Source organism: Vibrio sp. 10N.286.48.B8 (assembly GCF_003050085.1).
Taxonomy (GTDB): Bacteria; Pseudomonadota; Gammaproteobacteria; order Enterobacterales; family Vibrionaceae; genus Vibrio; species Vibrio crassostreae.
In genome coordinates this window covers 400,044-423,635 of the sequence record NZ_PIGD01000002.1, presented here as the reverse complement: position 1 = coordinate 423,635, position 23,592 = coordinate 400,044, and the positions used below count along the sequence as shown (strand labels likewise).

Annotated in this window: 17 protein-coding genes, 1 tRNA gene and 1 pseudogene; 4 read left to right on the top strand and 15 right to left on the bottom strand. The window is 44.8% G+C overall.

The features are described from left to right. Window positions 1-40: 40 nt before the first annotated feature. The 7 genes from CWO08_RS04495 to CWO08_RS04460 all read right to left on the bottom strand — a co-directional run bounded on the left by CWO08_RS04495 (window position 41) and on the right by CWO08_RS04460 (window position 11,245). Window positions 41-616 (bottom strand): SPOR domain-containing protein, encoded by a 576-nt coding sequence (locus CWO08_RS04495; protein ID WP_102433601.1) that lies wholly within the window; start codon window positions 614-616, stop codon window positions 41-43. After that, the gene (gene folC, locus CWO08_RS04490; protein WP_108019974.1) at window positions 617-1,879 is read right to left on the bottom strand and encodes a bifunctional tetrahydrofolate synthase/dihydrofolate synthase; all 1,263 of its coding nucleotides are present in this window, start codon (window positions 1,877-1,879) and stop codon (window positions 617-619) included. Window positions 1,880-1,921: 42 nt separating this feature from the next. Further along, on the bottom strand, window positions 1,922-2,848 hold the full coding sequence (gene accD / locus CWO08_RS04485) for an acetyl-CoA carboxylase, carboxyltransferase subunit beta (protein WP_010436898.1): 927 nt from the start codon (window positions 2,846-2,848) through the stop codon (window positions 1,922-1,924). 176 nt (window positions 2,849-3,024) lie between these two features. Then, window positions 3,025-3,819 carry a tRNA pseudouridine(38-40) synthase TruA gene (gene truA, locus CWO08_RS04475; protein ID WP_004734161.1) on the bottom strand — a complete coding sequence of 265 codons (795 nt, stop codon included), beginning with the start codon at window positions 3,817-3,819 and terminating at the stop codon, window positions 3,025-3,027. Window positions 3,820-4,012: 193 nt separating this feature from the next. Then, window positions 4,013-8,878, bottom strand: coding sequence for a FimV/HubP family polar landmark protein (locus CWO08_RS04470; RefSeq protein ID WP_108019973.1), 4,866 nt, complete (start codon window positions 8,876-8,878; stop codon window positions 4,013-4,015). 207 nt (window positions 8,879-9,085) lie between these two features. Further along, window positions 9,086-10,099 (bottom strand): aspartate-semialdehyde dehydrogenase, encoded by a 1,014-nt coding sequence (locus tag CWO08_RS04465; RefSeq protein ID WP_010436890.1) that lies wholly within the window; start codon window positions 10,097-10,099, stop codon window positions 9,086-9,088. 12 nt (window positions 10,100-10,111) lie between these two features. After that, window positions 10,112-11,245: a 4-phosphoerythronate dehydrogenase gene (locus CWO08_RS04460; protein ID WP_048660828.1), complete on the bottom strand. Its 1,134-nt coding sequence runs from the start codon at window positions 11,243-11,245 to the stop codon at window positions 10,112-10,114. Window positions 11,246-11,331: 86 nt separating this feature from the next. On the opposite strand from CWO08_RS04460, the pseudogene CWO08_RS24345 reads away from it, so the two are divergent. Continuing rightward, window positions 11,332-11,625, top strand: a pseudogene (locus CWO08_RS24345) (hypothetical protein). 79 nt (window positions 11,626-11,704) lie between these two features. Here CWO08_RS24345 and fabB read toward each other — a convergent pair. Further along, a complete protein-coding gene (gene fabB, locus CWO08_RS04450; RefSeq protein WP_108019972.1) occupies window positions 11,705-12,931 on the bottom strand; it encodes a beta-ketoacyl-ACP synthase I in 1,227 nt (408 codons plus the stop codon). A gap of 56 nt (window positions 12,932-12,987) precedes the next feature. Between fabB and mnmC the strand changes: the two genes are divergently transcribed. Then, window positions 12,988-15,138 (top strand): bifunctional tRNA (5-methylaminomethyl-2-thiouridine)(34)-methyltransferase MnmD/FAD-dependent 5-carboxymethylaminomethyl-2-thiouridine(34) oxidoreductase MnmC, encoded by a 2,151-nt coding sequence (gene mnmC, locus CWO08_RS04445; RefSeq protein ID WP_108019971.1) that lies wholly within the window; start codon window positions 12,988-12,990, stop codon window positions 15,136-15,138. A gap of 120 nt (window positions 15,139-15,258) precedes the next feature. On the opposite strand, the gene CWO08_RS04440 is transcribed toward mnmC, so the two are convergent. From CWO08_RS04440 to CWO08_RS04430, 3 genes are all read right to left on the bottom strand, one after another. Continuing rightward, entirely contained in the window at window positions 15,259-15,780 is a 522-nt protein-coding gene (locus CWO08_RS04440; RefSeq protein WP_017632536.1) for an NADPH-dependent FMN reductase, read from the bottom strand. 175 nt (window positions 15,781-15,955) lie between these two features. Continuing rightward, window positions 15,956-16,219, bottom strand: a complete 264-nt coding sequence (locus CWO08_RS04435) for a YfcL family protein (protein WP_017632537.1) — start codon at window positions 16,217-16,219, stop codon at window positions 15,956-15,958. 9 nt (window positions 16,220-16,228) lie between these two features. Then, the gene (locus CWO08_RS04430) at window positions 16,229-16,759 is read right to left on the bottom strand and encodes an elongation factor P hydroxylase (RefSeq protein WP_048660831.1); all 531 of its coding nucleotides are present in this window, start codon (window positions 16,757-16,759) and stop codon (window positions 16,229-16,231) included. A gap of 299 nt (window positions 16,760-17,058) precedes the next feature. Between CWO08_RS04430 and CWO08_RS04425 the strand changes: the two genes are divergently transcribed. Next, window positions 17,059-17,682, top strand: a complete 624-nt coding sequence (locus tag CWO08_RS04425) for a trimeric intracellular cation channel family protein (protein WP_004734183.1) — start codon at window positions 17,059-17,061, stop codon at window positions 17,680-17,682. A 112-nt stretch (window positions 17,683-17,794) separates the two neighbouring features. On the opposite strand, the gene aroC is transcribed toward CWO08_RS04425, so the two are convergent. Together aroC and CWO08_RS04415 are read right to left on the bottom strand one after the other, a co-directional pair. Next, window positions 17,795-18,880 carry a chorismate synthase gene (gene aroC, locus CWO08_RS04420; protein ID WP_004734182.1) on the bottom strand — a complete coding sequence of 362 codons (1,086 nt, stop codon included), beginning with the start codon at window positions 18,878-18,880 and terminating at the stop codon, window positions 17,795-17,797. Between the two features lie 270 nt (window positions 18,881-19,150). After that, window positions 19,151-19,227 (bottom strand) — tRNA-Arg (locus CWO08_RS04415). Window positions 19,228-19,438: 211 nt separating this feature from the next. Between CWO08_RS04415 and folD the strand changes: the two genes are divergently transcribed. Next, window positions 19,439-20,296 carry a bifunctional methylenetetrahydrofolate dehydrogenase/methenyltetrahydrofolate cyclohydrolase FolD gene (folD, locus tag CWO08_RS04410; RefSeq protein WP_017629535.1) on the top strand — a complete coding sequence of 286 codons (858 nt, stop codon included), beginning with the start codon at window positions 19,439-19,441 and terminating at the stop codon, window positions 20,294-20,296. Window positions 20,297-20,413: 117 nt separating this feature from the next. On the opposite strand, the gene CWO08_RS04405 is transcribed toward folD, so the two are convergent. Together CWO08_RS04405 and CWO08_RS04400 are read right to left on the bottom strand one after the other, a co-directional pair. Continuing rightward, entirely contained in the window at window positions 20,414-22,228 is a 1,815-nt protein-coding gene (locus CWO08_RS04405; RefSeq protein ID WP_108019970.1) for a sodium:proton antiporter, read from the bottom strand. Between the two features lie 164 nt (window positions 22,229-22,392). Continuing rightward, window positions 22,393-23,592: a NupC/NupG family nucleoside CNT transporter gene (locus CWO08_RS04400; RefSeq protein ID WP_019826134.1), complete on the bottom strand. Its 1,200-nt coding sequence runs from the start codon at window positions 23,590-23,592 to the stop codon at window positions 22,393-22,395.

Here is a 23,592-nt window from a genome sequence, read left to right as displayed (position 1 = left end):
CGCGCATTTTAACAGAAAAAATGCTGACGCAAACGTTTTCTTATGGATTTAACGGTTTAAATTTGAGCAATTGGCCTTTTGAACCCGTAATTTTTTCTAATTCCTTAATTTGTCGCTCAAGTTTGGATTTAGAGACATCCGGGCCAATAATTACTCGCGTAAAAGTTTTTTCTTGCTTGGTGTGAGCCTGATAACCACGCTTTTGCAGATCCTCAACAACGTTTTTTGCGTTGTCAGCATTCTTCAAAGCCATCAATTGAATAATCCAAGCACTGTCTTGGTATTCATTTTTTTCCGGTACTGGCTTAACTACTACTGCCACTTTGTCAGCTTCTTTATTATTGGAAGAAGACGCGGTTTGCGTGTTTGAATTATCAGTAGGACCACTTTCAACCACTTGCTCAACTGGAGAATCCGGTAGCGCTATCTGATCTTCAACGGGATCGAGTACTTCAAACACTTCAACATTACTATCAAGCTCAGGCTTAATCGGAATGCTTGCAAACTCTTCTTTATAGTGGAGCTTCTTACCATCTAGCACATCGGGTAATACAATCACGCCAATGGCCACTAAAATGATGGTGCCGACTAATCGGCTTTGGAATTTACTTGCCATTTAGTTTCCTTTTTTCTGCCAATGCTCCAACACTTCACCCACAGTATGGAAAGAACCGACAACCAACACAACATCATCACCTTTAACAGAAGCTAAAGCCGCTTCAAACGCTGCTACAGGGTTTAGATACTGCTCTACACCTTCAGGCAGACTTTGACACAATTCAGCCGCTGTTGCTGCGCGTGGGCCTTGCAACGAAGCTGGATACCAATGTGTTGTGATAGGGGCCAATACTTCCAATGTCGCTGGAATATCTTTGTCATGAAGCATAGCGACTACAACGTGTAAATTTTTGCCTGCGTATTGCTTCGTTACTTGCTGTGCAAAGTACTCAGCGGAATGTGGGTTGTGTGCCACATCAAGAACAATCACAGGTTGATCGCTAATTTGCTGCATACGCCCAGGAAGCTGTGCGTTCTTCATACCATTAACGACATTCACATCACTGATGCTAAGTTCTGATGTACCTAATGCCATCAACGCGGTTGCTGCGTTTGGTAGCGGTAGACTTGGAATCGGTAGCGACTCCAATTGGAATGCACCGCTGCGCCAGTTCCAAATATCACCATCCACATCGTAGGTGTATTGAATGCCAACTTGGTAGAACTCAGCCTTAATGTCATCAGCGTGCGCTGCAACCGTTGCCGGTGGTTTAGGTTGACCACAAATAGCGGGTTTACCACTACGATAAATGCCGGCTTTCTCAAAACCAATCACATTGATGTCATCACCTAGCCAGTCAACATGGTCGACAGCCAAACTAGTAATCACAGAAACATCATGCTCAACGATATTGGTCGCGTCTAGACGTCCGCCTAAACCAACTTCTAATAGCACAACATCAACCGCTTCAATTTGAAATGCACGTAACGCCGCTAAAGTGCCATATTCGAAAAAGCTCAGGCTGATTTCGCCACGCTCTTTCTCAATAAAATCGAAAGACTGAACCATCTTTTCATCAGATAGATCTTGGCCGTTGATACGCACACGTTCGTTATAGCGAATTAAGTGAGGAGAGCTGTAGACACCAACTGAGTAACCAACGTCCAATAGAATCGCTTCCATCAGTGCACATGTTGAGCCTTTGCCATTGGTTCCGGCAACAGTAATAACATGTTGAGCAGGTTTGGTGAGGTTTGCCTTAGAGGCGACGGCCTGAACTCGGTCTAATCCAAGATCAATAGCGCTTGTGTGGATGTTTGATAAATAATCAAGCCACATCTCCAAAGAGGATGTGGCTTGAGGAATAGGTTGTTGACTCATCTAACTCATAACCATAATTAAGTTGGTTTGTTAGAAGGTACTTTACCCTTTTTCTGGCGCTTCTGGTACTTCATAAGTAGCTTCATTCGGTGAATCGTTCACAGAAACTACTAATGGTGAAGGCTGGTTGGTCATTTTAGCAACAAGGCTTGCAACGCGCTGACGCATCTCACGACGGTCAACAATCATGTCGATAGCACCGTGGTCTAGTAGGAACTCACTGCGTTGGAAACCTTCAGGAAGGTCTTCACGTACCGTTTGTTCGATTACACGACGTCCAGCAAAGCCGATAAGTGCTTTTGGCTCACCAATGTTGATATCGCCAAGCATCGCCAAACTTGCAGAAACACCACCCATTGTTGGATCAGTCATGACTGAAACAAACGGTAGGCCTTTCGCAGATAAACGCTCTAGAGCAGCACTGGTTTTCGCCATTTGCATTAGAGACATCAATGCCTCTTGCATACGCGCACCACCACTTGCAGAGAAACAAACTAAACCACAGTTGTTCTCGATAGCAGCATCTACCGCTTTCACGAAACGAGCACCAACAACAGAACCCATTGAGCCGCCCATGAATGAGAATTCAAAAGCACACGCTACGATAGGTAAACCAAGCAGTTCGCCTTTCATTGCAACTAGTGCATCTGTCTCACCACTGTTTTTCTGTGCAGCAGAGATACGTTCTTTGTAACGCTTAGAATCTTTAAATTTCAGCTTATCTTGTGGCTCAAGATCAGTACCTAGTTCAACACGTTCACCTTTGTCTAGGAATGTATCCAGACGACGACGTGCTTTCATGCGCATGTGATGGTCACATTTTGGACATACTTCTAGGTTACGCTCTAGTTCAGCATGGTACAGAACCTGCTCACAAGAAGTACATTTAGTCCAAACACCCTCAGGGATAGACGCTTTACGAGATGTTACGATGTTGCTTTTTTCTAAAATCTTTTCAAGCCAACTCATGGAAGACCTTTTTGTTTCGATTCTTCCGCTTGATTGCGAAAGAAATAAATTTGGGAATTATGCGTGGGAATTAAAGCACATAAAACAGCGACTGTAGATAAAAAACTGGTTGTACCTATTTTCTGGGACTATCTTACGCACTAAACCGTAATAATTTTTGAACCTAAGTCTCACATTTAGTTCAAATTATCCGGCAAAAATAGAGGACCAATTGGCTCTCGTGGTAGTTCAAAATGTTCGGGATAATCAACATCCACCAGATACAAACCTTCCGCTTTTGCAGTTGCGCCGGCTACTTTTCGATCTTTAGCTTCTAAAAGCCACTGGATCCACTCTGGTTTCTGCTCACCCTTACCAACGGCAATAAGGCTACCAGTAATATTCCTCACCATGTGGTGAACAAACGCATTCGCTTTAATATCGATCACAATGTAGTGTCCATGGCGAGTCACATTCAAGTGAATCATGTTTCTCCATGGGCTACGGGATTGACAATGTGTTGCCCTGAACGAAGTGAAGTCATTCTCACCAAGTAAGTACTGACCCGCTTCGTGCATTTTTTTCTCATCAAGATGACCATGATAATGGCTCACGCCTGAATTCAAAATGCCTGGGCGAAGTGCATGGTTAAAGATAATGTAGCGATAACGGCGGGCAGTTGCTGAGAAACGAGCATGGAAATCCTCATTCACTTCTGTCGCCCAACGAACCGCAATATCTTTTGGCATGTTGGCATTCGCGCCCATTGTCCATGCCACCATTTTACGATCGACATTAGTTTCAAAGTGAACGACTTGTCCCGTACCGTGAACACCGGCATCTGTACGACCTGCGCACATAACTTCTACAGGGTGATTCGCGACAACTGAAAGAGCCTTTTCCAATTCTTCTTGGACACTTTTCACGTCTCGTTGGCGCTGCCAACCAAAGTAGTGGGTACCGTTATATTCAATACCTAAAGCAATTTTCATGTTCTTGTTCTCTTTGAAAATGGGCGAGAAGTATATACGGAAATCAGTGCTAGCCCAAATAGGATGGGGCTAAAACTTCAATAAACAATCAGCATCGACCGAGACGATACTTTTAAGAAACCAAATAATACAATGGCGCTCTGTATCGCCTTAAAACAAAGGGTAGCCAACGCTACCCTTTATGATTTTTAATTTATCGACCGTTTAACGAATCGATCAGGTTTTTTGCCTCTCGACGAATATCATCGCTACCGTCAACGATTGCCTCTTCTAGAAGCTTAATTGCACCTTGCGAGTCACTCATCTCGATGTAAATTTTAGCCAAATCAAGCTTACCTGCAGCCTCTGCGTTGCTATCAACATCATAGTTGCCAATGTCGCCGATAACGTCTGGGAATTCATTTAGGCCAACATCCAGTTTAAGCTCTTCATCATCCGGATTAATGACCTCTTCACCTTCTTGCTCGACTTGAGCCATCAGTTCATCAATGGTCATGTATTGCTTATCACGGCTGCTGCCTGATTCGGTTAGGTTGTCTTGTTGAGCCCAGTTCTCTTCTTTGATCTTCGGTTCAGCTTGCTGTTCAGCCGACGCCCAAATCTCTTGTTGGTCATCAGGCACATCATTATGCATGCTCGATTGTTGCTCTGGCGCTAGGTTAAAGCCTTTCCAGTCTTCGCCGCCAACTTCTAGCATGGCATCAATATCTAGCCCTGCACTATCAATCGATGTTGCATCCAATGGCTTATCGAACATGTTGTCGACAGAGTCTTGAACATCTTCAGAAAGCAACTCAGCTAATGCTGTCTCATCAAAGTCATCAAAGCCTTCTAGTGGCTCGTCTTGAACCGCTGCAGGCGTTGAGTTTAGCTCTGACGCAGCGCTCAGTGATTCTTCTGGCTGTGCAAAACCAGCCAACTCAGAATCTTGTGCATTCGAGAAATCTTCAGCGTGACTGAAGCTCTGCGGGTTTGAGAACAAATCATGCAACGCATCCTGCTCTTCGCCTTGTGGACTGAAAGACGTTAGCGGTGTTGGCTTCTCAGCAAAAGCATCAGAGATGGCTTCATCTTCACCGTATTCTGGTAAATCAAGTTCATTGAACTCTACGCCTTCATCTTCTGCTACTGGCTCAGCACTGCTTTGCTCAATATCATCTAAGACAGAATCGGCTTTCGCACTCTCTTCATCGTATTCAGGCAGATCAAGGTCATCGAATTCGAACTTCTCAGTGCCATCAGATAGATCTTGTTCTAATTGAGCTTCGTCTGGTTCGCTAACAACTTCAGCTAATGCATCTTCTTCACCGAATTCTGGCAACTCAAAATCATCAAACGAGAACTCTTCTTCGCTTTCTGGTTTCGCAGTTTCAGCCAGTGGTGCAGCCTCTAGCTGAGGCTCAGCGGTTGGTTGCGATTCAACACTTGGTTGAGAGTCGATATCAGGCGTTGCTGCCTCTGATGTTGATTCAGCATCAGCTTCTGCCAGTGCGTCTTCTTCACTAAACTCTGGCAACTCAAAGTCATCAAACGAAAACTCTTCGTCGTCTTGGCCCTTAGCTTCAGCTTGAGTCTCAACAGCAGGTACTACTGACTCCGATGTTGATTCAGCATCAGCTTCTGCCAGTGCGTCTTCTTCACCAAACTCAGGTAATTCGAAGTCATCAAACGAGAATTCGTCTTCGTTTTCTTGTTCTGCTACTTCCGCTTGTGGAGTAGCTTCAACTTGCGATTCAGCGTCTAATTTAGGTTCAACAACAGGTGCTACAGGTTCTGGTGTTGCGTCAGTTTCTGCTAATGCTTCTGGTGCAGACGTCTCATCTTCAATCAGCCAATCGTCGTCTTGTGGTACGCCGAATTCATTTGGAATAATTTCTGGCATATTTGCAGCACGAACTGGCTCTGGCTCTGGCTCTGGCTCTGGCTCTGGCTCTGGCTCTGGCTCTGGCTCTGGCTCTGGCAAGGATTCAACGACATCTTCAAATTCATCGCTACCTTGAATTTTAGGCTCAAAGTCGAAATCAGAGTCGATGTTCGCTGGAGACTCTACATCGTCGATCGCTTCAGCTAACCAATCTTCAACCGTCTCTTCATCATCTTCAGAGATATCATTTAAAGAGGATGGCGAAGCTTGATCTTCAAAACTAACAGCAATGTCTTCACGCTGCTCTTGTACGTCGGCTTCTTTCGACTCTGGTTCTTGTTGTGCGGTTTCTTCTTGAACTCGCTCTTCAAAAGCTGGTTTATCAAAATCAGAATTCTCAGATAACAGCGAGTCGATATCCAGTTCATCATCTTCAACCGATGATGCGCTTTCTTCCGATGATACTTCGTTGCTGTTTGAAAGAGACGTTTGCTCTGGTTCAACCGTATTTTCAAGAGATGGTTCAGCTGGCTCTTCTGTCGCTGGCAGCGAATCGTTGTCATCAGAAGTCATTAACTCATCAATCAACGCTTCGTCTGTCGTTTCTAGCGAGTCATCAAGTAAAGCATCCGTTGCCGGTGCGACACCGAACAAATCATCGATAAAGTCATCACGATTAAAGTCTTCATCATTTTCTGGCTTAACGTCAGCACTTTCTTGGATCAGTTTCGAATCTAACGACTCATCACTAACGGCTTCAGATTGTGGTGTTTCACTTATATCCGACGCTTGCTCAGGCTCAACTTCAGATGTTTCAGAGGTTAACGGAGTATGCTCAACGTCTGCGTTATTTGCAGACTCATCGTTAGCGTTGTCAAAACCAAAGGCCGCGTCTAGCTCTTTATCAAACGCCTTCTCTTCAGATTCAAGCTCGTCTTCAATGCCAGTTGTCAGTAAGTCATCAAACGGGTCTAAAGATTCCGCTTTTGGGGCATCTGCTTCGTCTGCTGACAGCCCATCATCTGACAATTCACTATCAAGGAAGTCATCCAATAAGTCGGTACTTTCGGCATCAAGTTCGAAATCATCATCGTCAGAATCACCTATCAATTCATCTAAGGTTTCCGTGCTGTCTTCTGCGATGTTTAGGTCATCATCGGTCGATAAACCAGAAAGCTCTTCAAGTTCAGATAATGAGTCAAAACCTAAAGGCTCACTTTCAGACTCATCACCCGATTCGTCTTCCAACATTTCATCAAGAAGGTCGGTCGAGTGACTTAGATCAACGTCATCCCCAGCCAATTGCTCATCAAGCAGGTCAACGCTGTCTTGAGGTTCTTCATCTACGATTGGCTTATCGAACCGAGACAAAATGTTTTCGATATCATCATCAGACGCTAAACCACTGTTTAGGTTAGTAGCAATCTCATCGTCGTTATCGAGGTTGAAAGGGTCATTCGCTTGATCGTTCTGAGCGGCAACCTGGGCAAAGATGTCATCAATATCGTCATTTGCTGGCGGTGACGCAGGCTCAGGGCTCTGTTGTTCAGAGATTAGAGCATCAATATCAAAATCGTCATTGCTCAAATCAGCAGGCTTGGTATCGCTTTGTTGCTCTGAGATAAGTGCATCAATGTCAAAATCATCGCTTGCTGGTGCTTCAGTGTTAGACGGCGAATTACTTTGCTCTTCCGAAATCAACGCATCAATATCAAAGCTGTCATCATCTTCGTCATCAAGAGCAAACAGATCATCTAATAAAGATTGGTCTAGCTCGTTAGAGCCTAAGTCCTCAGTTTCACCCTCTTGAGATAACAAGGCTTCAATGTCATCAGCAGACATTGCGTTATCATCAGAAAGGTCAAAATCGACTTCATCTGTATCAAGTGCGCTTTCCGCGGTTTTATCGAGCGCGCGCTCCATCTCTTCAAGACCAAGAGCCTTCTCTTCGCCATTAACACTAATGCCGTTACTGCTGTCTAAATCAAGATCATCGAAGTTGGTGTCTAAATCACCGTTTTCGCCAATGCTGGCAAACGGGTCATCATCTTCACCGTCGAGGTTAAAATCGAGATCCGACTCATCTAAACCGGCAAAGACATCGTCTTCTTCAGCTAGCGCTTGATCGTCAAACAACTTGTTGGCGTCATCTTCCGTACCAAACAAATCATCGTCTAACGACAGCTCGTTAAGGTCATCCATCTCGTCGCCCAATGCAATAGGCGCGACGACGCTTGGTTCTGGCTGAATCGGTTGCTCTTGAGTAGTTTGCTGTTGCTCATCATTTTTAGAACGACGGCCTAACAACATCACAATGATCAAACCAAGTAGCAGACCTGGAATAATCGCAAGAGCCGCCACTAACCAACCATTCGATAACAATTCGTCCATGGCACTTGGTGCCATCTTTTCAATTTCGGCGTTCTTTCTGCGCTCTTCATCAAGCAGCTTTTCCACTTCGCTACGAATGCGGTCTTCATCACTGAGCTCAGTTTTTAGTTCATCAACTTCCGATTGAACATTCGACAACATCAAACGAAGTTGGTGGTTTTTCTCTTCAAGTGACAAGAGTTCAGTTTCTGAAAGCTCTAGCTGCTTCTCTAACTTGTTCATCTCTTGGGTTGGAGCGGATTGTTCTAGAGAAGACTGAGTTAGAGACAATGGTTTTTTTGCAGTTTCAGCAGAGCTTACTTGCTTGGCAGGAGTAGTATTTTTTGCATCAGAACTCGAGGTTTTTGGTTTTGAAGCGACAGGCTTGCTCGCAGGAGCATCAAGCTTAGCAAGATGTGAGTTCATGATGTTGATAGCTTGCTGCGTCGAACTTGCACGTGTTTGCTCTAAAGAAGGCACACGTAAATTGCTGGCAGGCAGCAGACTATGGATATTCTGGTTTTCAAACGCTTGTGGGTTTAAGCGATAAATAGCCAACAGGGTTTGTTGGACTGAAACGGAGTTATCAGGGCGTAACTTTGAAGCAATAGACCACAATGTCTCTGAGCCGCGAGTTGGACCATAGAAACGTGAAGGCTCAGCGCTATTCGATTGCGCTCTTTGAAGAGGTTCTGAAAACGTAGGCGCTGATTGTATCTGACCATTAGGCCCTACAACTCGAATGGAATCTGCACGAACAACGGAAATCTGAGTCGCAATGATAAAGGCAAAAGGCATTAACCACGGCTTGAAAATTTGAAACATAAAAGGCTCAGCTAGGTGCTTAAATTCGGAAAAGTGATGATCTATTAAATATATCGGATAAATGACGTAAAACTATAGAGATGAAAACAAAAAATGTGTTGCAGCAACAATATTCGCAGCAATTTCACACAATTTGACTAACAATATTTTTAATCGATTAAAAAAGCCCCACTAAAGAGTGAGGCTTGTTTATCAAAGCAATAAAGCTTAGAAGTAATCGCGAATCAGAACTTCAGCGATTTGAACTGCGTTTGTTGCCGCGCCTTTACGAACGTTATCAGCTACAACCCACATGTTCACGCCGCTGTGATGGCTGATGTCGTTACGAATACGACCAACCATTACGTGGTCTTTACCACCGGCATCACGAACTTGAGTTGGGAAGTCTAGCGCTTGGAATACTTCAACACCTTCTGTGTTCTCTAGAAGCTGAACCACTTGCTCTGCACCGATAGGCGCGCGAGTTTCAATGTGTAGAGATTCTGCGTGACCGTAGAATACTGGTACGCGAACACAAGTCGGGTTCACTGTGATTGAAGAATCAGCAAAGATTTTTTGAGTTTCCCAAACCATCTTCATCTCTTCACGCGTGTAGCCGTTCTCTGTAAATTCATCGATTTGAGGAATACAGTTGAAAGCGATCTGCTGTGAGAACGCTGAATTTTCAGCTGGCATACCGTTAAGAAGCTTAGCTGTTTGACCCGCTAGCTCATCGATACCTGGCTTACCTGCACCAGACACAGATTGGTAAGTTGAGACGTTAATACGCTCAAGACCCACTTCATCGTGAATTGGTTTTAGCGCTACTACCATTTGGATAGTCGAGCAGTTAGGGTTCGCGATGATGTTACGGTTACGGAACTCAGCAATTGCTTCAGGGTTCACTTCAGGCACAACCAGAGGAACATCGTATTCGTAACGGAAACGTGATGTGTTATCGATAACAACAACACCTTCATCAGCAGCAATTGGAGCCCAACGCTCTGAAAGTTCGCTACCTGCAGAGAAAAACGCAATATGTACTTGAGACCAATCGAAGTCTTCTACGTTTTGTACTTGTATTGTTTTGCCGTTAAAACGGGAAGTTTTGCCTTCACTACGTTCACTTGCTAGTAAGTGCAGTTCACCGACAGGGAATTTACGCTCTTTAAGTACTTCAAGAATGGTTTCACCAACCGCACCAGTCGCACCTAAAATAGCAATATTAAATTCTTGGCTCATTGTTTCTCTCTTTTATAAAGTTGGCTTTACCATAAAACCGAGTTTAGATAACGGCGTTAAATTACAAGATTCGTCGCCCGTTAACTCGACTGCACTGTATTCTCTGCGGTCCCAATATTCTTTACGCATCTTGTCAAAAGAACCCGGCGTAGCGATATTGCGACGGAATAAGGCGTCGTCTTTGCGCACATCATAGATCAACTGAGTCAAATTGTGCAGTGTTGCTTCATCCCAAGCTCTATCTAATTTCATTTGAGGTACAGGCGCTGTCGGCAATAAGTCACTTGCATACGCACGCTGTTCAGTACCTAAAAACTCACAATAACTGTTGAAGATCATCGTGGTACCACGCGCTTTACCCTCTAAACCGTAGCCCGCTACGTGAGGAGTTGCAAAAGCGAGTAACGGAAGAAGTTCAAAGTCGACTTCAGGTTCAAATTCAAACACATCAAGAACCGCAGTAAATCCATCAGCTTTTTGTAAACGAGCTTTTAGCGCTTGGTTATCCACCACAGGGCCACGAGCGGCATTAATCAGAATTTGATCAGCACGTAAGTTGTTCAGCACTTGATCATTGATCAAGTGATGCGTTGGAAACTCACCCGTTTTAGTGATTGGCGTGTGCAATGTAATAACGTCTGATTGCTCAAGCAGAGTCTCTAGCTCAGTAAATTCGCGAGAATCACCCTCTTGTTGTTTTAGAGGATCGTTCAGCAGAACTTTAATACCTATGCCTTCTAAGCACTTCGCTAAGTAGCTGCCCACTTGACCACAGCCGATAATACCAACCGTTTTATCAAAAACAGAGAAGCCTTGCTGCTGCGCAAGAACCATCATCGCACTGAACGCGTACTCAGCAACACCCACCTTGTTACAGCCAGGAGCCGCAGTAAAGAAAATGCCACGCTCTTTCATCAATTCTTGGTCAACGTGATCCATACCAGCCGTCGCAGTCCCGACAAACTTCAGCTTATTGGCTTTGCTGATTAATGACTCGTTTACTTTGGTAACAGAGCGAATCATCAATGCGTCTACGTCAACTAGGTCGTCAGCTGTTAATGTGCGACCAGACTTCATTGTCACTTCCCCTAGCTGGCTAAATAGCGCTTCAGCGTAAGGCATATTTTCGTCGATTAAGATTTTCATTTGGCGAGTACTTTCGTTGGGGTCTATCGACCTAAATGTGAATTGAAATGATTGTGCAAAATTCCACACACGGTGTCGAGTAGCAATTGGAATACATTATAAATAAAGGGCTGAATCGGCTAGCCTTGACAGACAAGAACCGAAACCAAAATGAACACCCAAGATCAAACGGCTAAAACGAAAAATGCCCGATTGAATAAACAATCGGGCAAACATCCAGAACAAAAGGATCCTATCTCGCTCTCCAGGAGACAGAGTCTTGCGTCTGTTCAACCAGTACTAACTAAGTCACTACTGATCAAGCTCTGGAAACCTTTCAACTTTTAAACCTAGATTTAAAACCCATGTTTATAAAGCTTTGTTCTGTGGTTCATAATTAATGAGTTACCTGTGCGTGTTGGATCTACACTCGCGTAACCCTTTAACGATTAACCTTTGTATATCTGACTCAAGCCTAAATTAAGCTTGGTACTTTTTGATTACTAGCGTTGCGTTCGTACCGCCGAAACCAAAGCTGTTAGACATAACCGTTGTTAGCTCTTGTTCACGAGCTTCAGTTACGATATCTAGGCCAGCAGCTGCTTCGTCTAGGTTAGAAACGTTAATGCTTGGAGCGATGAAGCCGTTGTCTAGCATTAGCGTTGAGTAAATCGCTTCGTGTACGCCAGCTGCACCTAGAGCGTGACCTGTCATCGCTTTAGTTGCAGAAATTGCTGGGCTGTTACCGCCGCCATTACCTTGAGAGAAAACTTCTTGGATAGCGCCTAGCTCTTTCACGTCACCAACTGGAGTTGAAGTACCGTGAGTGTTCACGTAGTCAACGCCATCGACGTTTTGCATAGCCATCTTCATACAACGAACCGCGCCTTCACCAGAAGGAGCAACCATGTCGTAGCCATCTGAAGTTGCGCCGTAGCCTACGATTTCACCGTAGATTTTCGCGCCACGAGCAACTGCGTGATCAAGCTCTTCGATTACTAGCATGCCGCCACCACCAGAGATAACGAAACCGTCACGGTCTGCATCGTAAGTACGAGAAGCCAGTTCAGGAGTGTCGTTGTACTTAGTAGAAAGTGCGCCCATTGCGTCGAACATCATAGTCAGAGACCAATCCAGTTCTTCACCGCCACCAGCGAATACAACGTCTTGCTTACCAAGTTGGATAAGCTCCATTGCGTGACCAATACAGTGTGCAGATGTCGCACATGCAGAGCTCATAGAGTAGTTCACACCACGGATTTTGAAAGGAGTTGCTAGACAAGCAGAAACCGTAGAAGCCATTGTACGTGGAACCATGTATGGACCAACACGCTTCACGCCTTTCTCACGAATGATGTCTACCGCGTTTACTTGGTTTAGAGATGAAGCACCACCTGAACCCGCAACTATACCCGTGCGGTCATTAGATACTTGATCTTCAGTTAAACCAGAATCAGCAATTGCTTGCTCCATTGAAAGATAAGCGAATGCCGCTGCATCACCCATAAAGCGCATTTTTTTGCGATCGATATGGTCAGCAGGGTTCATTTTTAGGTTACCCCATACTTGAGAGCGCAAGCCATTTTCCTTGAACTGCTCTGAAGCGGTAATACCAGATTTACCCTCTTTCAGTGATGCTAAAACTTCTTCGACGTTGTTACCGATACTTGAAACAATACCCATACCGGTGATTACGACTCGTTTCATGTGACATTCCTATAATTCTAAATTCAGCTAGATGATAACTAAGAAGCCTAACAAAAGTGGTCAGCTTTCCTAGAAATTCGTACAATCCCTACCAACATATCGCTTCAAATCACAAAATGATAGATTTTATGACTTCAATTACTAATGCAGAACTGGAATGGAATGAGTCTGGCACGCCAGTTTCAGACCAATTTGACGACGTTTACTTCTCCAATGTTAACGGTTTAGAAGAAACTCGCTACGTCTTTTTAAAGCAAAACCACCTTCCAGAGCGTTGGCTTGAACATGAACAACGCCGTTTTGTGATTGCTGAAACCGGCTTTGGCACAGGTTTGAACTTTCTTGCAGTTTGGCAATGGTTCGATGCTTTTCTTAAAGATAACCCACAAGCGATGACCAAAGAGTTACATTTCATCAGTTTTGAAAAATATCCTTTAAATAAAGAGGATCTCATCAAAGCACACCAATCGTGGCCAGAATTAGCCGAGTATGCGACGCAACTCCAACAACACTACCCTATCGCCCTGCCTGAATGTCACCGCATTGTGCTTGGCGACGGTGCAATCACGCTTGATTTATGGTTTGGCGATATTAAAGATTGCATGCCTAACGTACCAACCCCACGTGAAGGTTTGGTTGATGCTTGGTTCTTAGACGGTTTTGCTCCGAGCAAGAACCCAGAGATGTGGAATCAAAACCTATTCAACGGTATGGCCAAGCTCGCCAAGCAAGATTGTAGTTGCGCGACTTTCACCGCGGCTGGCTTTGTGCGCCGTGGCTTAATTGAAGCTGGCTTTGAAATGAAGAAGGTCAAAGGTTTTGGCACCAAGCGAGAAATGATTGCAGGCCGACTTGGCGAAAAGCATGCTCACACCAACATCAAACCTTGGTATGGCCTATCACAGCACAGCGAATCGCAAGACATCGCTATCATCGGTGGTGGTGTTGCTAGTGCAGCACTCGCTAAAACGCTGAGCCGCCGTGGTAAAGACATCACGCTTTATTGTGAGCACCCACAAGCAGCGGGTAATGCATCAGGCAACAATCAAGGTGCGATTTATCCATTGTTAAGCGAAGCCACCTCGAACGTGTCTCGCGTGTTTGGACCAGGCTTACTGTTTGCTCGCCAGTTCATTAATCAGGCGGCGCAATCTATTCAGTTTGACCACAGTTGGTGTGGCGTGAACATTTTGATGTGGGACGAAGGCTCCACTAAAAAGCTCAACCGCATGTTGGAAGGCAATTTCCATACAGATTTGATTCAGCGTTTATCGCCAGAACAAGCGAATGAAAAGATTGGCCTACCGGTCGATAAAGAGAGCGTTTACTTCCCACTGGGTGGTTGGTTGAGCCCTCTGCAACTGACACAAGGCCTGATCGGGAAGTTAGAAGAGACCCACCAAGTTAGCACTCACTATCAACATCAAGTGACTCAACTAGAATGGCTCGAAACTGAACAACAATGGTTGCTCATCATTGAGACACCACAAGGTGAGATTCAAACCAAGCATGACCAAGTGGTGGTTGCGAACGGCCACAAGTTCACTCAGTTTGAGCAGACTCAGCCAGTACCACTGACACCGGTTAAAGGTCAAGTGAGCCACATTCCGACCACGGATAACCTCAGTAAACTAAAAACCGTGTTGTGCTTTGATGGTTACTTAACACCACAAAACCCAAACAATGGACACCATTGTATTGGCGCAAACTACGACAAAACCAACATCGACCAAGAGTTTGATATTGAGGTTCAGCAACATAATGGCGAGCGTCTGCATGGGTCACTGCCAGACCAAGCATGGACAAAAGATGTCGATACCAGTAGCAACCTAGCGCGCCAAGGTATCCGTAGCGTGAGCCGTGACCACTTGCCATTTGTTGGCAATGTGGGCGATTTCGAAGCCATTAAAGATCAGTACCAAGATCTACACAACTTTAACCCACAGCGTGACCCGGTTGATGATGTTGAAACGGTGACAAGCTTCCCTAACCTATACTGTTTTATCGGATTAGGCTCACGTGGCTTGAGCTCTGCGCCATTATTGGCTGAAGTGTTAGCATCACAAATTTGTGGCGATCCGCTTCCCTTACCTGTCGATGTGCTTGAAGCGATTCACCCAAGCAGAATGTGGGTACGCAGGCTGCGTAAAGGTAAAGCATTAACCGCTGGCTGGGTTGCAGATAAGCACTCAAAAACAAATCAGTAGTTTCTAGTTCAACTATTCTGAATATCTAAATATTGGAAATACCTGAAACTAAAAGCTAAAAAGCCCGAGCGACATTATGTCCCTCGGGCTTTTTGTTGTTCGTGTTGATCTAACTTGTATTTACAGCTTAGCAACCGCGTCTTTGATCTGCTGAGCAATCTCTTCGTTGCTGATAGAACCAGACTCAAAATCAAAGTTATCGTAGAAGCTTGGTACTGAAACTGACGCTTTTACGTTTCCGCCAAAGTATGGCGCTGAACCTGTTGCTGCGCCAAGTACCGTTTGTGCACCGCCTGGGCCAGGTGAAGTCGCTAGGTAAACCGCCGGCTTCTCGCCAAACACAGAGCGCTCAATGCGTGTCGCCCAATCAAATAGGTTTTTGTACGCAGCTGGGTAGTGGCCGTTGTGCTCAGCAAAAGAGATAACAAACGCATCTGCTTCAGCTAAATCACGTAAGAATGCTTGTGCGCCTTCCGCTTGGCCAATCTCTTTTTCAGTGTCTTCACTGAACATAGGAACGTTGTAATCATTGATGTTTAGAACTTTAACTTCAGCACCTTCAATCAAGTTAGCTGCGTAAGTTGCTAGAGTTTTGTTGATAGAAGTAGAGCTTGTGCTTGCGCCGAATGCGATAACTTTCATGATGTGACCTTTTCTGTAAATCCGTTAAGTGGGATTAGAATAACGTAGTCAGAAAATGGAACCATCACAAGGATTGAACGGACTCATTCAAAAATTTCGAATGAGTCTCAAATAATTAACAGCTCAGCAAAATGGAAAGGAAGGGACTGAGCGGATAGTGATAAATTGTTAGCTATTAAGCTTGGTTTTGCAGTTCAACCCAAAGGTCATTAACGATGGTGCGATCTGCTGGCGTTAGTTCAGAGCGAGCGTCATCTAGGCTCTTCTCGATGCGTGCTTTTACTTCAGCTACGTCTTCAATGCCTTCTTCTTCACATGAAGCCACTGACAGAGAAATATGACCACGTAAGTAACCACCAGCAAACAGTTCATCGTCTGATGCGTTTTCAATGCGAGCATCAATTACTTCAAGTAGTTTTTCTTCAAATTCGATAATCATAATATTCTCTTATTTCACAATAAATTGGCTAGTACATAAAGGTTCTACATCGTAGAAGCTGCGTAATGCTTCAGAGAGCATTTTTACGCGAGGCGGAAGACCAGCTTCAAAGATACCCATGACTTCGCTGTGTACTTTATTCATAAAGGCCAAACGATCTGGCTCAAAATCGCCGTGTAGATTGTCACAGCTGACATTAAAAGGAAAGCCTGCACTCATCGCAATGATCCATTCATACGCTTGTGGGCGAATTTCTACTTTTTCAAACTCAGCTTGAACCGACTCAGTTCGACCATCAGGCTCATACCAATAGCCAAAATCTTCCAACAAACGACGCTCAGGACCAGCGACACACCAGTGCGCTATCTCGTGAAGTGCAGACGCATAAAATCCGCGAGCAAATACGATACGGTGATGAGGAACCTCCCCATCGGCTGGCAGGTAAATAGGCTCGTCTGCACCCAGTTCGAGTTTGGTATTGTAACTCTCGAAAAAGGTTTGATTGAAAATATCGATGATGTCTGGGTATTGGTGCGTCATAAAATCAAATTTAAGTAAAAAGAACCGGGGCATTTTGCGTTTTTTTAAGCGCTCGGTAAAGCCCTATCACGAGCAATGGCATTAGGTTGCCCCCAATACTTTACTGTGACAATCGATTGCTGATCCCAGATTACACTACTTTGAGGCGAATGATTAGTTTAGCTAATCTGAAACACCCATTCACGGTACAAATATTCATTCGTCAATCAGCGTTTTTACTACTACACTCGCGCTTCATTTTTATATCCCTAAGGCCTATAAGACTCCAATTTATAGACCTATATTATAGAGCTACAGCAATGCTACTAAGTGTTTTGTATATCATTGGCATCACGGCAGAAGCCATGACCGGCGCTCTCAGTGCTGGCAAACAAAAAATGGATTGGTTTGGTGTAATGTTGGTTGCCAGTGCAACGGCAATTGGCGGCGGTACAGTACGAGATATCTTACTCGGCCATTACCCTTTAGGTTGGGTTGAAAACCCACAGTATCTGGCAATCACCTGTATCGCAGGTGTTATTACAACCGGACTGGCTAAATGGGTTATCAAGCTCAAAGGGCTATTCATTCGTTTAGATGCACTAGGGCTTATCGTGTTCAGTATCATTGGTACTAAGGTAGCGATGACCATGGGTCTACATCCAATGATCTGCATGGTGTCTGCGCTAGTCACGGGTGTCTTTGGTGGTTTACTGCGCGACCTTATCTGTCGTCAAACACCATTGGTGTTGCATGAAGAGCTGTATGCCTCTGTTGCACTTGTCGCTTCAGGTTTATATCTAGGTTTGCTTGAACTTGGCATTAACGACGTAACCGCGACGATTGTGACGCTTGTAGTTGGTTACTTGCTGCGTATGGCAGCTGTACGATTCAAGTGGCGTTTACCTTCGTTCCAGCTTGATCCTGAAAGCTCGGTACATTAAATGATATATTCTCAATTACACAGAATATAAAAAGGGTTGCTTCATCACGAAGCAACCCTCTTTGTTTTTATCAAATCAGTTTCAAATCTGTTCTGATTACAACGAAGCAGAACTAGATTTTTGGCGTTTCAGTTGTCACACCAAAGTTTTGACCACGGTGACGTAGCAAGTGATCAAGCAATACAATCGCTAACATCGCTTCTGCGATCGGCACGGCACGGATACCTACACATGGGTCATGACGACCTTTAGTGATTAGTTGCGTTGCTTCACCGTCTTTAGTGATCGTGTCACCAGGAACGGTAATGCTTGATGTTGGTTTAAGCGCAATGCTTGCAACAATATCTTGGCCAGTAGAAATACCACCTAAGATACCGCCAGCATGGTTGCTGCTGAAACCTTCTGGCGTTAATGGATCACGGTGTTCACTACCGCGTTGATTAACGACGTCAAAGCCATCACCAATCTCAACACCTTTCACCGCATTGATGCTCATTAGAGCGTGAGCAATGTCAGCATCTAGACGATCAAAAATTGGCTCACCAAGGCCTACAGGCACTTTAGTCGCAACCACTTGAATCTTCGCACCAATCGAGTTGCCTTCTTTTAGCAAGTCACGAATCAGTTGGTCAAATTCTGGTACTTTGTCGGCATCTGGGCAGAAGAAAGCGTTGTTTTCAATCTCGTTCCAATCCACTTTATCAATTGAGATATCACCCATTTGAGAAAGGTATGCTTGGATTTCAACACCAAATTCTTGTTTTAGGTATTTCTTCGCTATTGCACCTGCAGCAACGCGCATTGCAGTTTCACGAGCTGAAGAACGACCACCACCTCGGTAATCACGTACACCGTACTTTTGATGGTACGTATAGTCAGCGTGGCCTGGGCGGAACTTGTCTTTAATTTCGGAATAGTCTTTAGAGCGTTGGTCTGTATTTTCAATCAATAGACCAATAGAAGTGCCCGTAGTTTGGCCTTCAAATACACCTGATAAGATTTTCACTTCATCCGCTTCACGGCGAGCCGTTGTATAACGAGAAGTACCAGGGCGACGACGATCCAAATCTCTTTGAAGGTCTGCTTCGGTAATTTCTAATCCTGGTGGGCACCCATCTACGATACATCCTAGTGCGATACCGTGACTTTCTCCGAACGTGGTCACGCGGAAATGTTGTCCGATACTGTTTCCTGCCATTACTTCCTCTAAATCAGCTATTGAGCAGAAGGTTTGATTCCGAAACCGACTGGCTAACAGCTTTACTTGTCTATTCTTCGTGAATTCATAGTGGCTTTATTACCAAATGATGTAAACCCCAAAAAACGAACAATTTTAACTTTCTATTACATGAGCCGAATGAAATGAATAACGCGGGGAAATGAGTGGCGCTTTGAGAAGAGTATTTTTATTATGGTAGGAAAGCAAAAAACCCGACAACTCGGAGAGTTATCGGGTTTCTTTAAATAATGGCACGCCCTGAAGGATTCGAACCTTCGACCACCTCCTTAGAAGGGAGGTGCTCTATCCAGCTGAGCTAAGGGCGCGCTACAGGAACGAATTATACGAATTCGAATCAGTAAAGCAACGGCTTTATGTAACATTCTGATCTAAGTGAGTAAAAAAAGGGCAACAAACATATAAGTGTTGGAAAATAGAACAAAGCAAACGTTTGCTTGATGGTAATCAAAAAGATTTTCTGGAATAATGCGCCAAAAACATCAGCCACTAACTTGAATATCAATACTAAGGAAATTCATGACTGCTCAAAATATTGATGGAAAGCTAATTTCTCAAACGGTTCGCTCCGAAGTTGCTGCACGTGTAAAAGCTCGTACTGAAGCTGGATTACGCGCTCCGGGCCTAGCGGTTGTTTTAGTGGGTGAAGACCCTGCTTCTCAGGTTTACGTTGGAAGTAAGCGTAAAGCGTGTGAAGAAGTTGGCTTCGTGTCTAAATCTTACGACTTGCCAGCCACTGCGACAGAAGACGAATTGTTAACACTGGTAGACCAACTGAACCAAGACCCAGAGATCGACGGTATTCTGGTTCAGCTGCCTCTACCTGCTGGTATTGATAGCACTCACGTTCTTGAGCGTATCACGCCAGAAAAAGACGTTGATGGCTTCCACCCATACAATGTCGGCCGTTTGGCTCAGCGTATGCCTAAGCTTCGCTCTTGTACGCCAAAAGGCATCATCACGCTGCTTGACCGTTACAACATCGATTTACGTGGTAAGCACGCGGTTGTCGTTGGCGCATCAAACATCGTAGGTCGCCCAATGACGCTAGAGCTTCTTCTAGCAGGTTGTACAACGACAACATGTCACCGCTTCACCAAAGACCTTGAAGGCCACGTGCGTCAAGCAGACGTTGTTGTAGTTGCCGTAGGTAAACCAAACTTCATTCCAGGTGCTTGGATCAAGAAAGGCGCTGTTGTGGTCGATGTGGGTATCAACCGTTTGGAATCTGGCAAACTAGTGGGTGACGTTGAATACGACGTAGCGAAAGAAAGCGCAAGCTTCATCACGCCTGTACCGGGTGGTGTTGGTCCAATGACAGTTGCGAGCCTAATCGAGAACACCATGATCGCTTGTGAGCAATTTCACTCGAAATAATCCGCAGCGCATATAAATAAAATTAGAAAGCCGCAACGTGATGAACGCTGCGGCTTTTTTGATACTTAGACATTCGTTTTGAAACAGGGCGACTCGCTTTTGATACACTGCTATTCGCTACTTATCTGGATTCTCGACTTTTTCCGTCTGTTCAGAAGGCGGTAATAAACTAATAAGCTCACACTCCGTTGATATGAGTTTTTCCAACTCAGATCCTTGTGTAATTAAACGGAAATCACCGCCAGTAATCACCCCAAGAGGAATGGCTTTAGGGTACAGCGCGTTAAACTCGTTTAAATCAAATGCCTCGGTCAAACCTGTACTTTTAATTTGGCTACCCTGAGCCATCAACGAGTTAAGCTTGGAATAGGTAACTCCTTCCGAAAACAAGCTTCTGTTGCCATCGCGGCTCACCTGATGCCTTTCATGTTTATTCTCTGATGACTCAAGCTCAAACACCTTATTCTCACCAAACTCGTCTTGATAGTGCATGCTAACTAATGGGTTGGTTTGACGATAAGGCGAGACGATCATCGCACGCCCTATTCCATCCAATTCCAGATTATTTTCAGCGTGACTCGAAGCCGGGTTACCAAAGTAGACATTCAAGTTATCCATGCGTGCTAAGCGAATGCTTTCCCAGTTGGTATCGGCAAGCACACTATTGATGTTGTGTGTCGCCAATACTTTGGCAAACTGGCGTGAAAACTGAGTCGCACCAAAGAAGATAACGCCTTGTGCCTTCTCTTGAGTCACACCTAGCCTTCTTGCCCACCAACTCGCGGTGAGGCTTTGAATCACAACTGTACCGATGATGATCAAGAACACCATTGGTACCAGCAGGTCTGCGCCTTCTATTAATTGTTTTTCTTGAAGCTTGATTGCAAACAGAGAAGAAACCGCGGCTGCAACGATCCCGCGCGGCGCCATCCAGCTCAAAAACCATTTATCCGCAGAGGTAAGATCCGTGCCGATCCCGCTGATCCACACACTTAACGGGCGAGCCACCAGCATAACCACCGCTAATAAACCAATACCGCCCCAACCTATCGAGAGGAAGGTTCCTGAATCGAGTCTACTCGCTAACAGAATAAACAACGCTGAAATGAGTAATACGGTCAGGGTTTCTTTGAATTCGATGATGTCTTCGATATCCAAGCCTTTCACGTTGGCAAGCCAGATCCCCATGATGGTCACGGTTAATAAACCCGATTCTTCACTCAAGTCATTCGAGAAAGAGAACGCAGCGAGCATTAGCGTCAATACAGCCACATTACGTAAATAGTGCGGTACCCAATGCCCTTGCAGCATCTTGGCAATCAAATAGCCACCGATGATCCCTAAACCTAAACCAATGGCTAAGGTTAGTCCCAGAGCTGAAAGTACATGTCCTGTAGGGTCGGCCGAAGAGACGATGTATTCATAAACCAGAACAGCAAACAGAGCGCCAATGGGATCAATCACTATCCCCTCCCATCGCAAGATACTGCCTAGAGAAGATTTAGGCTGAATACTGCGAAGCATGGGTACGATCACCGTTGGGCCAGTTACCACGACTAATGCACCAAACAATGCGGCTAACGGCCAACTAAAGTCCACAAAGTAGTAAGCACCCACCACGATACAGGCCCAGGTAATCAACATACCGAAACTCACGAGGTGAGTCACCATCCGGCCATGGCCTCTGATTTCTTTAAAATTTAGGGTTAATGCCCCTTCAAACAGGATGATGGCAACCCCTAATGAAATCATAGGAAACAACACATCACCAAAAATGGCATCGGGATTTAAGATATTCAAGCCAGGACCTAACAATAGGCCGACGATAAGGAGAGGAAGAATAGCGGGAAGACGTAAACGCCAACCGAGCAGCTGACAAGCTAGAGACAAAAGTCCAATTAACGCCAAAGAAGAAGTAATCGACAAATCCATTTGTGCCCCTAAAAGGTTTGCACCACACCCTGTGGTACAAACTATTCAATGAAATAAGAAAGCCTACGTTCTTACACTATAGGCTCTCTTTTTCACGCTAACCGAATATTATTGTGATTAATCAGTCACTTTACTTTAGGGGGAGTAAAGTCATGATCAGTTAGCTATAGAGAAAGTACAACACCAGCAATCGCTGCACTCATCAAGTTAGCAAACACACCCGCACAAATTGCTTTGAAGCCATATTGTGAGATGAAAGAGCGACGCTCTGGAACTAAGCTACCCAAACCACCGATCAAAATTGCCATGGTAGAGATGTTAGCAAAGCCACATAGAGCAAAAGTTACGATCGCTTGAGAGTGCTCACTCAGTGCCTCTTTAGCATCCATTAGTTGGATGAAAGCCACGAACTCGTTCACGACAATCTTGTTACCGATCAATGAACCTGCAACCACAGCCTCAGACCACGGTACACCGATTAGCCATGCAACGGGTGCAAACACATAACCTAGGATAAGTTCGAAGCTTAGGTTTACGCCAAACCAGCCACCAACAATACCTAGCAAGCCATTCAGCATTGCAATCACACTGATAAAGGCAAGAAGTGTTGCACCCACTGCAACGGCAATACGAAGTCCAGACATAGCCCCATCTGCCATTGCCTCAACTACGTTTGTTGCTCGTGGAATTTCTACATCAGACTCAATATTTTCTTGAGCGTCATCTGGGCTGCCAGGTACTAAGATTTTAGCCATCAGTAGACCGGCTGGTGCAGACATGAATGCCGCAGCGATCAGGAAGTTTAAGTCAACGCCAAGCGATGCATAACCCACTAACGTACCACCAGCTACAGAAGCCAAACCACACACCATCACAGCAAACAGTTGTGAATCCGTCATGTGCTTTAGGTAAGGTTTAACCACCAATGGCGCTTCAATCATGCCGACAAAGATGTTGGCAGTCGCAGACAGTGATTCTGCACGACCTGTACCCAAGAACTTCTGTAGCGCACCACCAATAAGGTTGATCACCTTTGGCATAAAGCCAATGTGGTACAAACCTGAAATCAATGCAGAGAAAAAGATAATGATGCCTAGAACGTTAATCGCGAAAACGAAACCGTTATTCGTTAGGCCACCAAATAGGAAGTTAATCCCCTCTTGACCGTAGTTGATCAAGCTAGATACCGCACCCGTGGCTGCATTCAACGCTTCTTTACCCATTGGTACATACAGAACCAACAGCGCGAATGAGATTTGTAATAAGAAAGCCAAAGAGACTGTTCTTAGTGGAATATTTTTTCTGTCCGTAGATAGTAACCAAGCGGCAACTAAAATAGTGATAATTCCAAGTAGGGAAGCCAT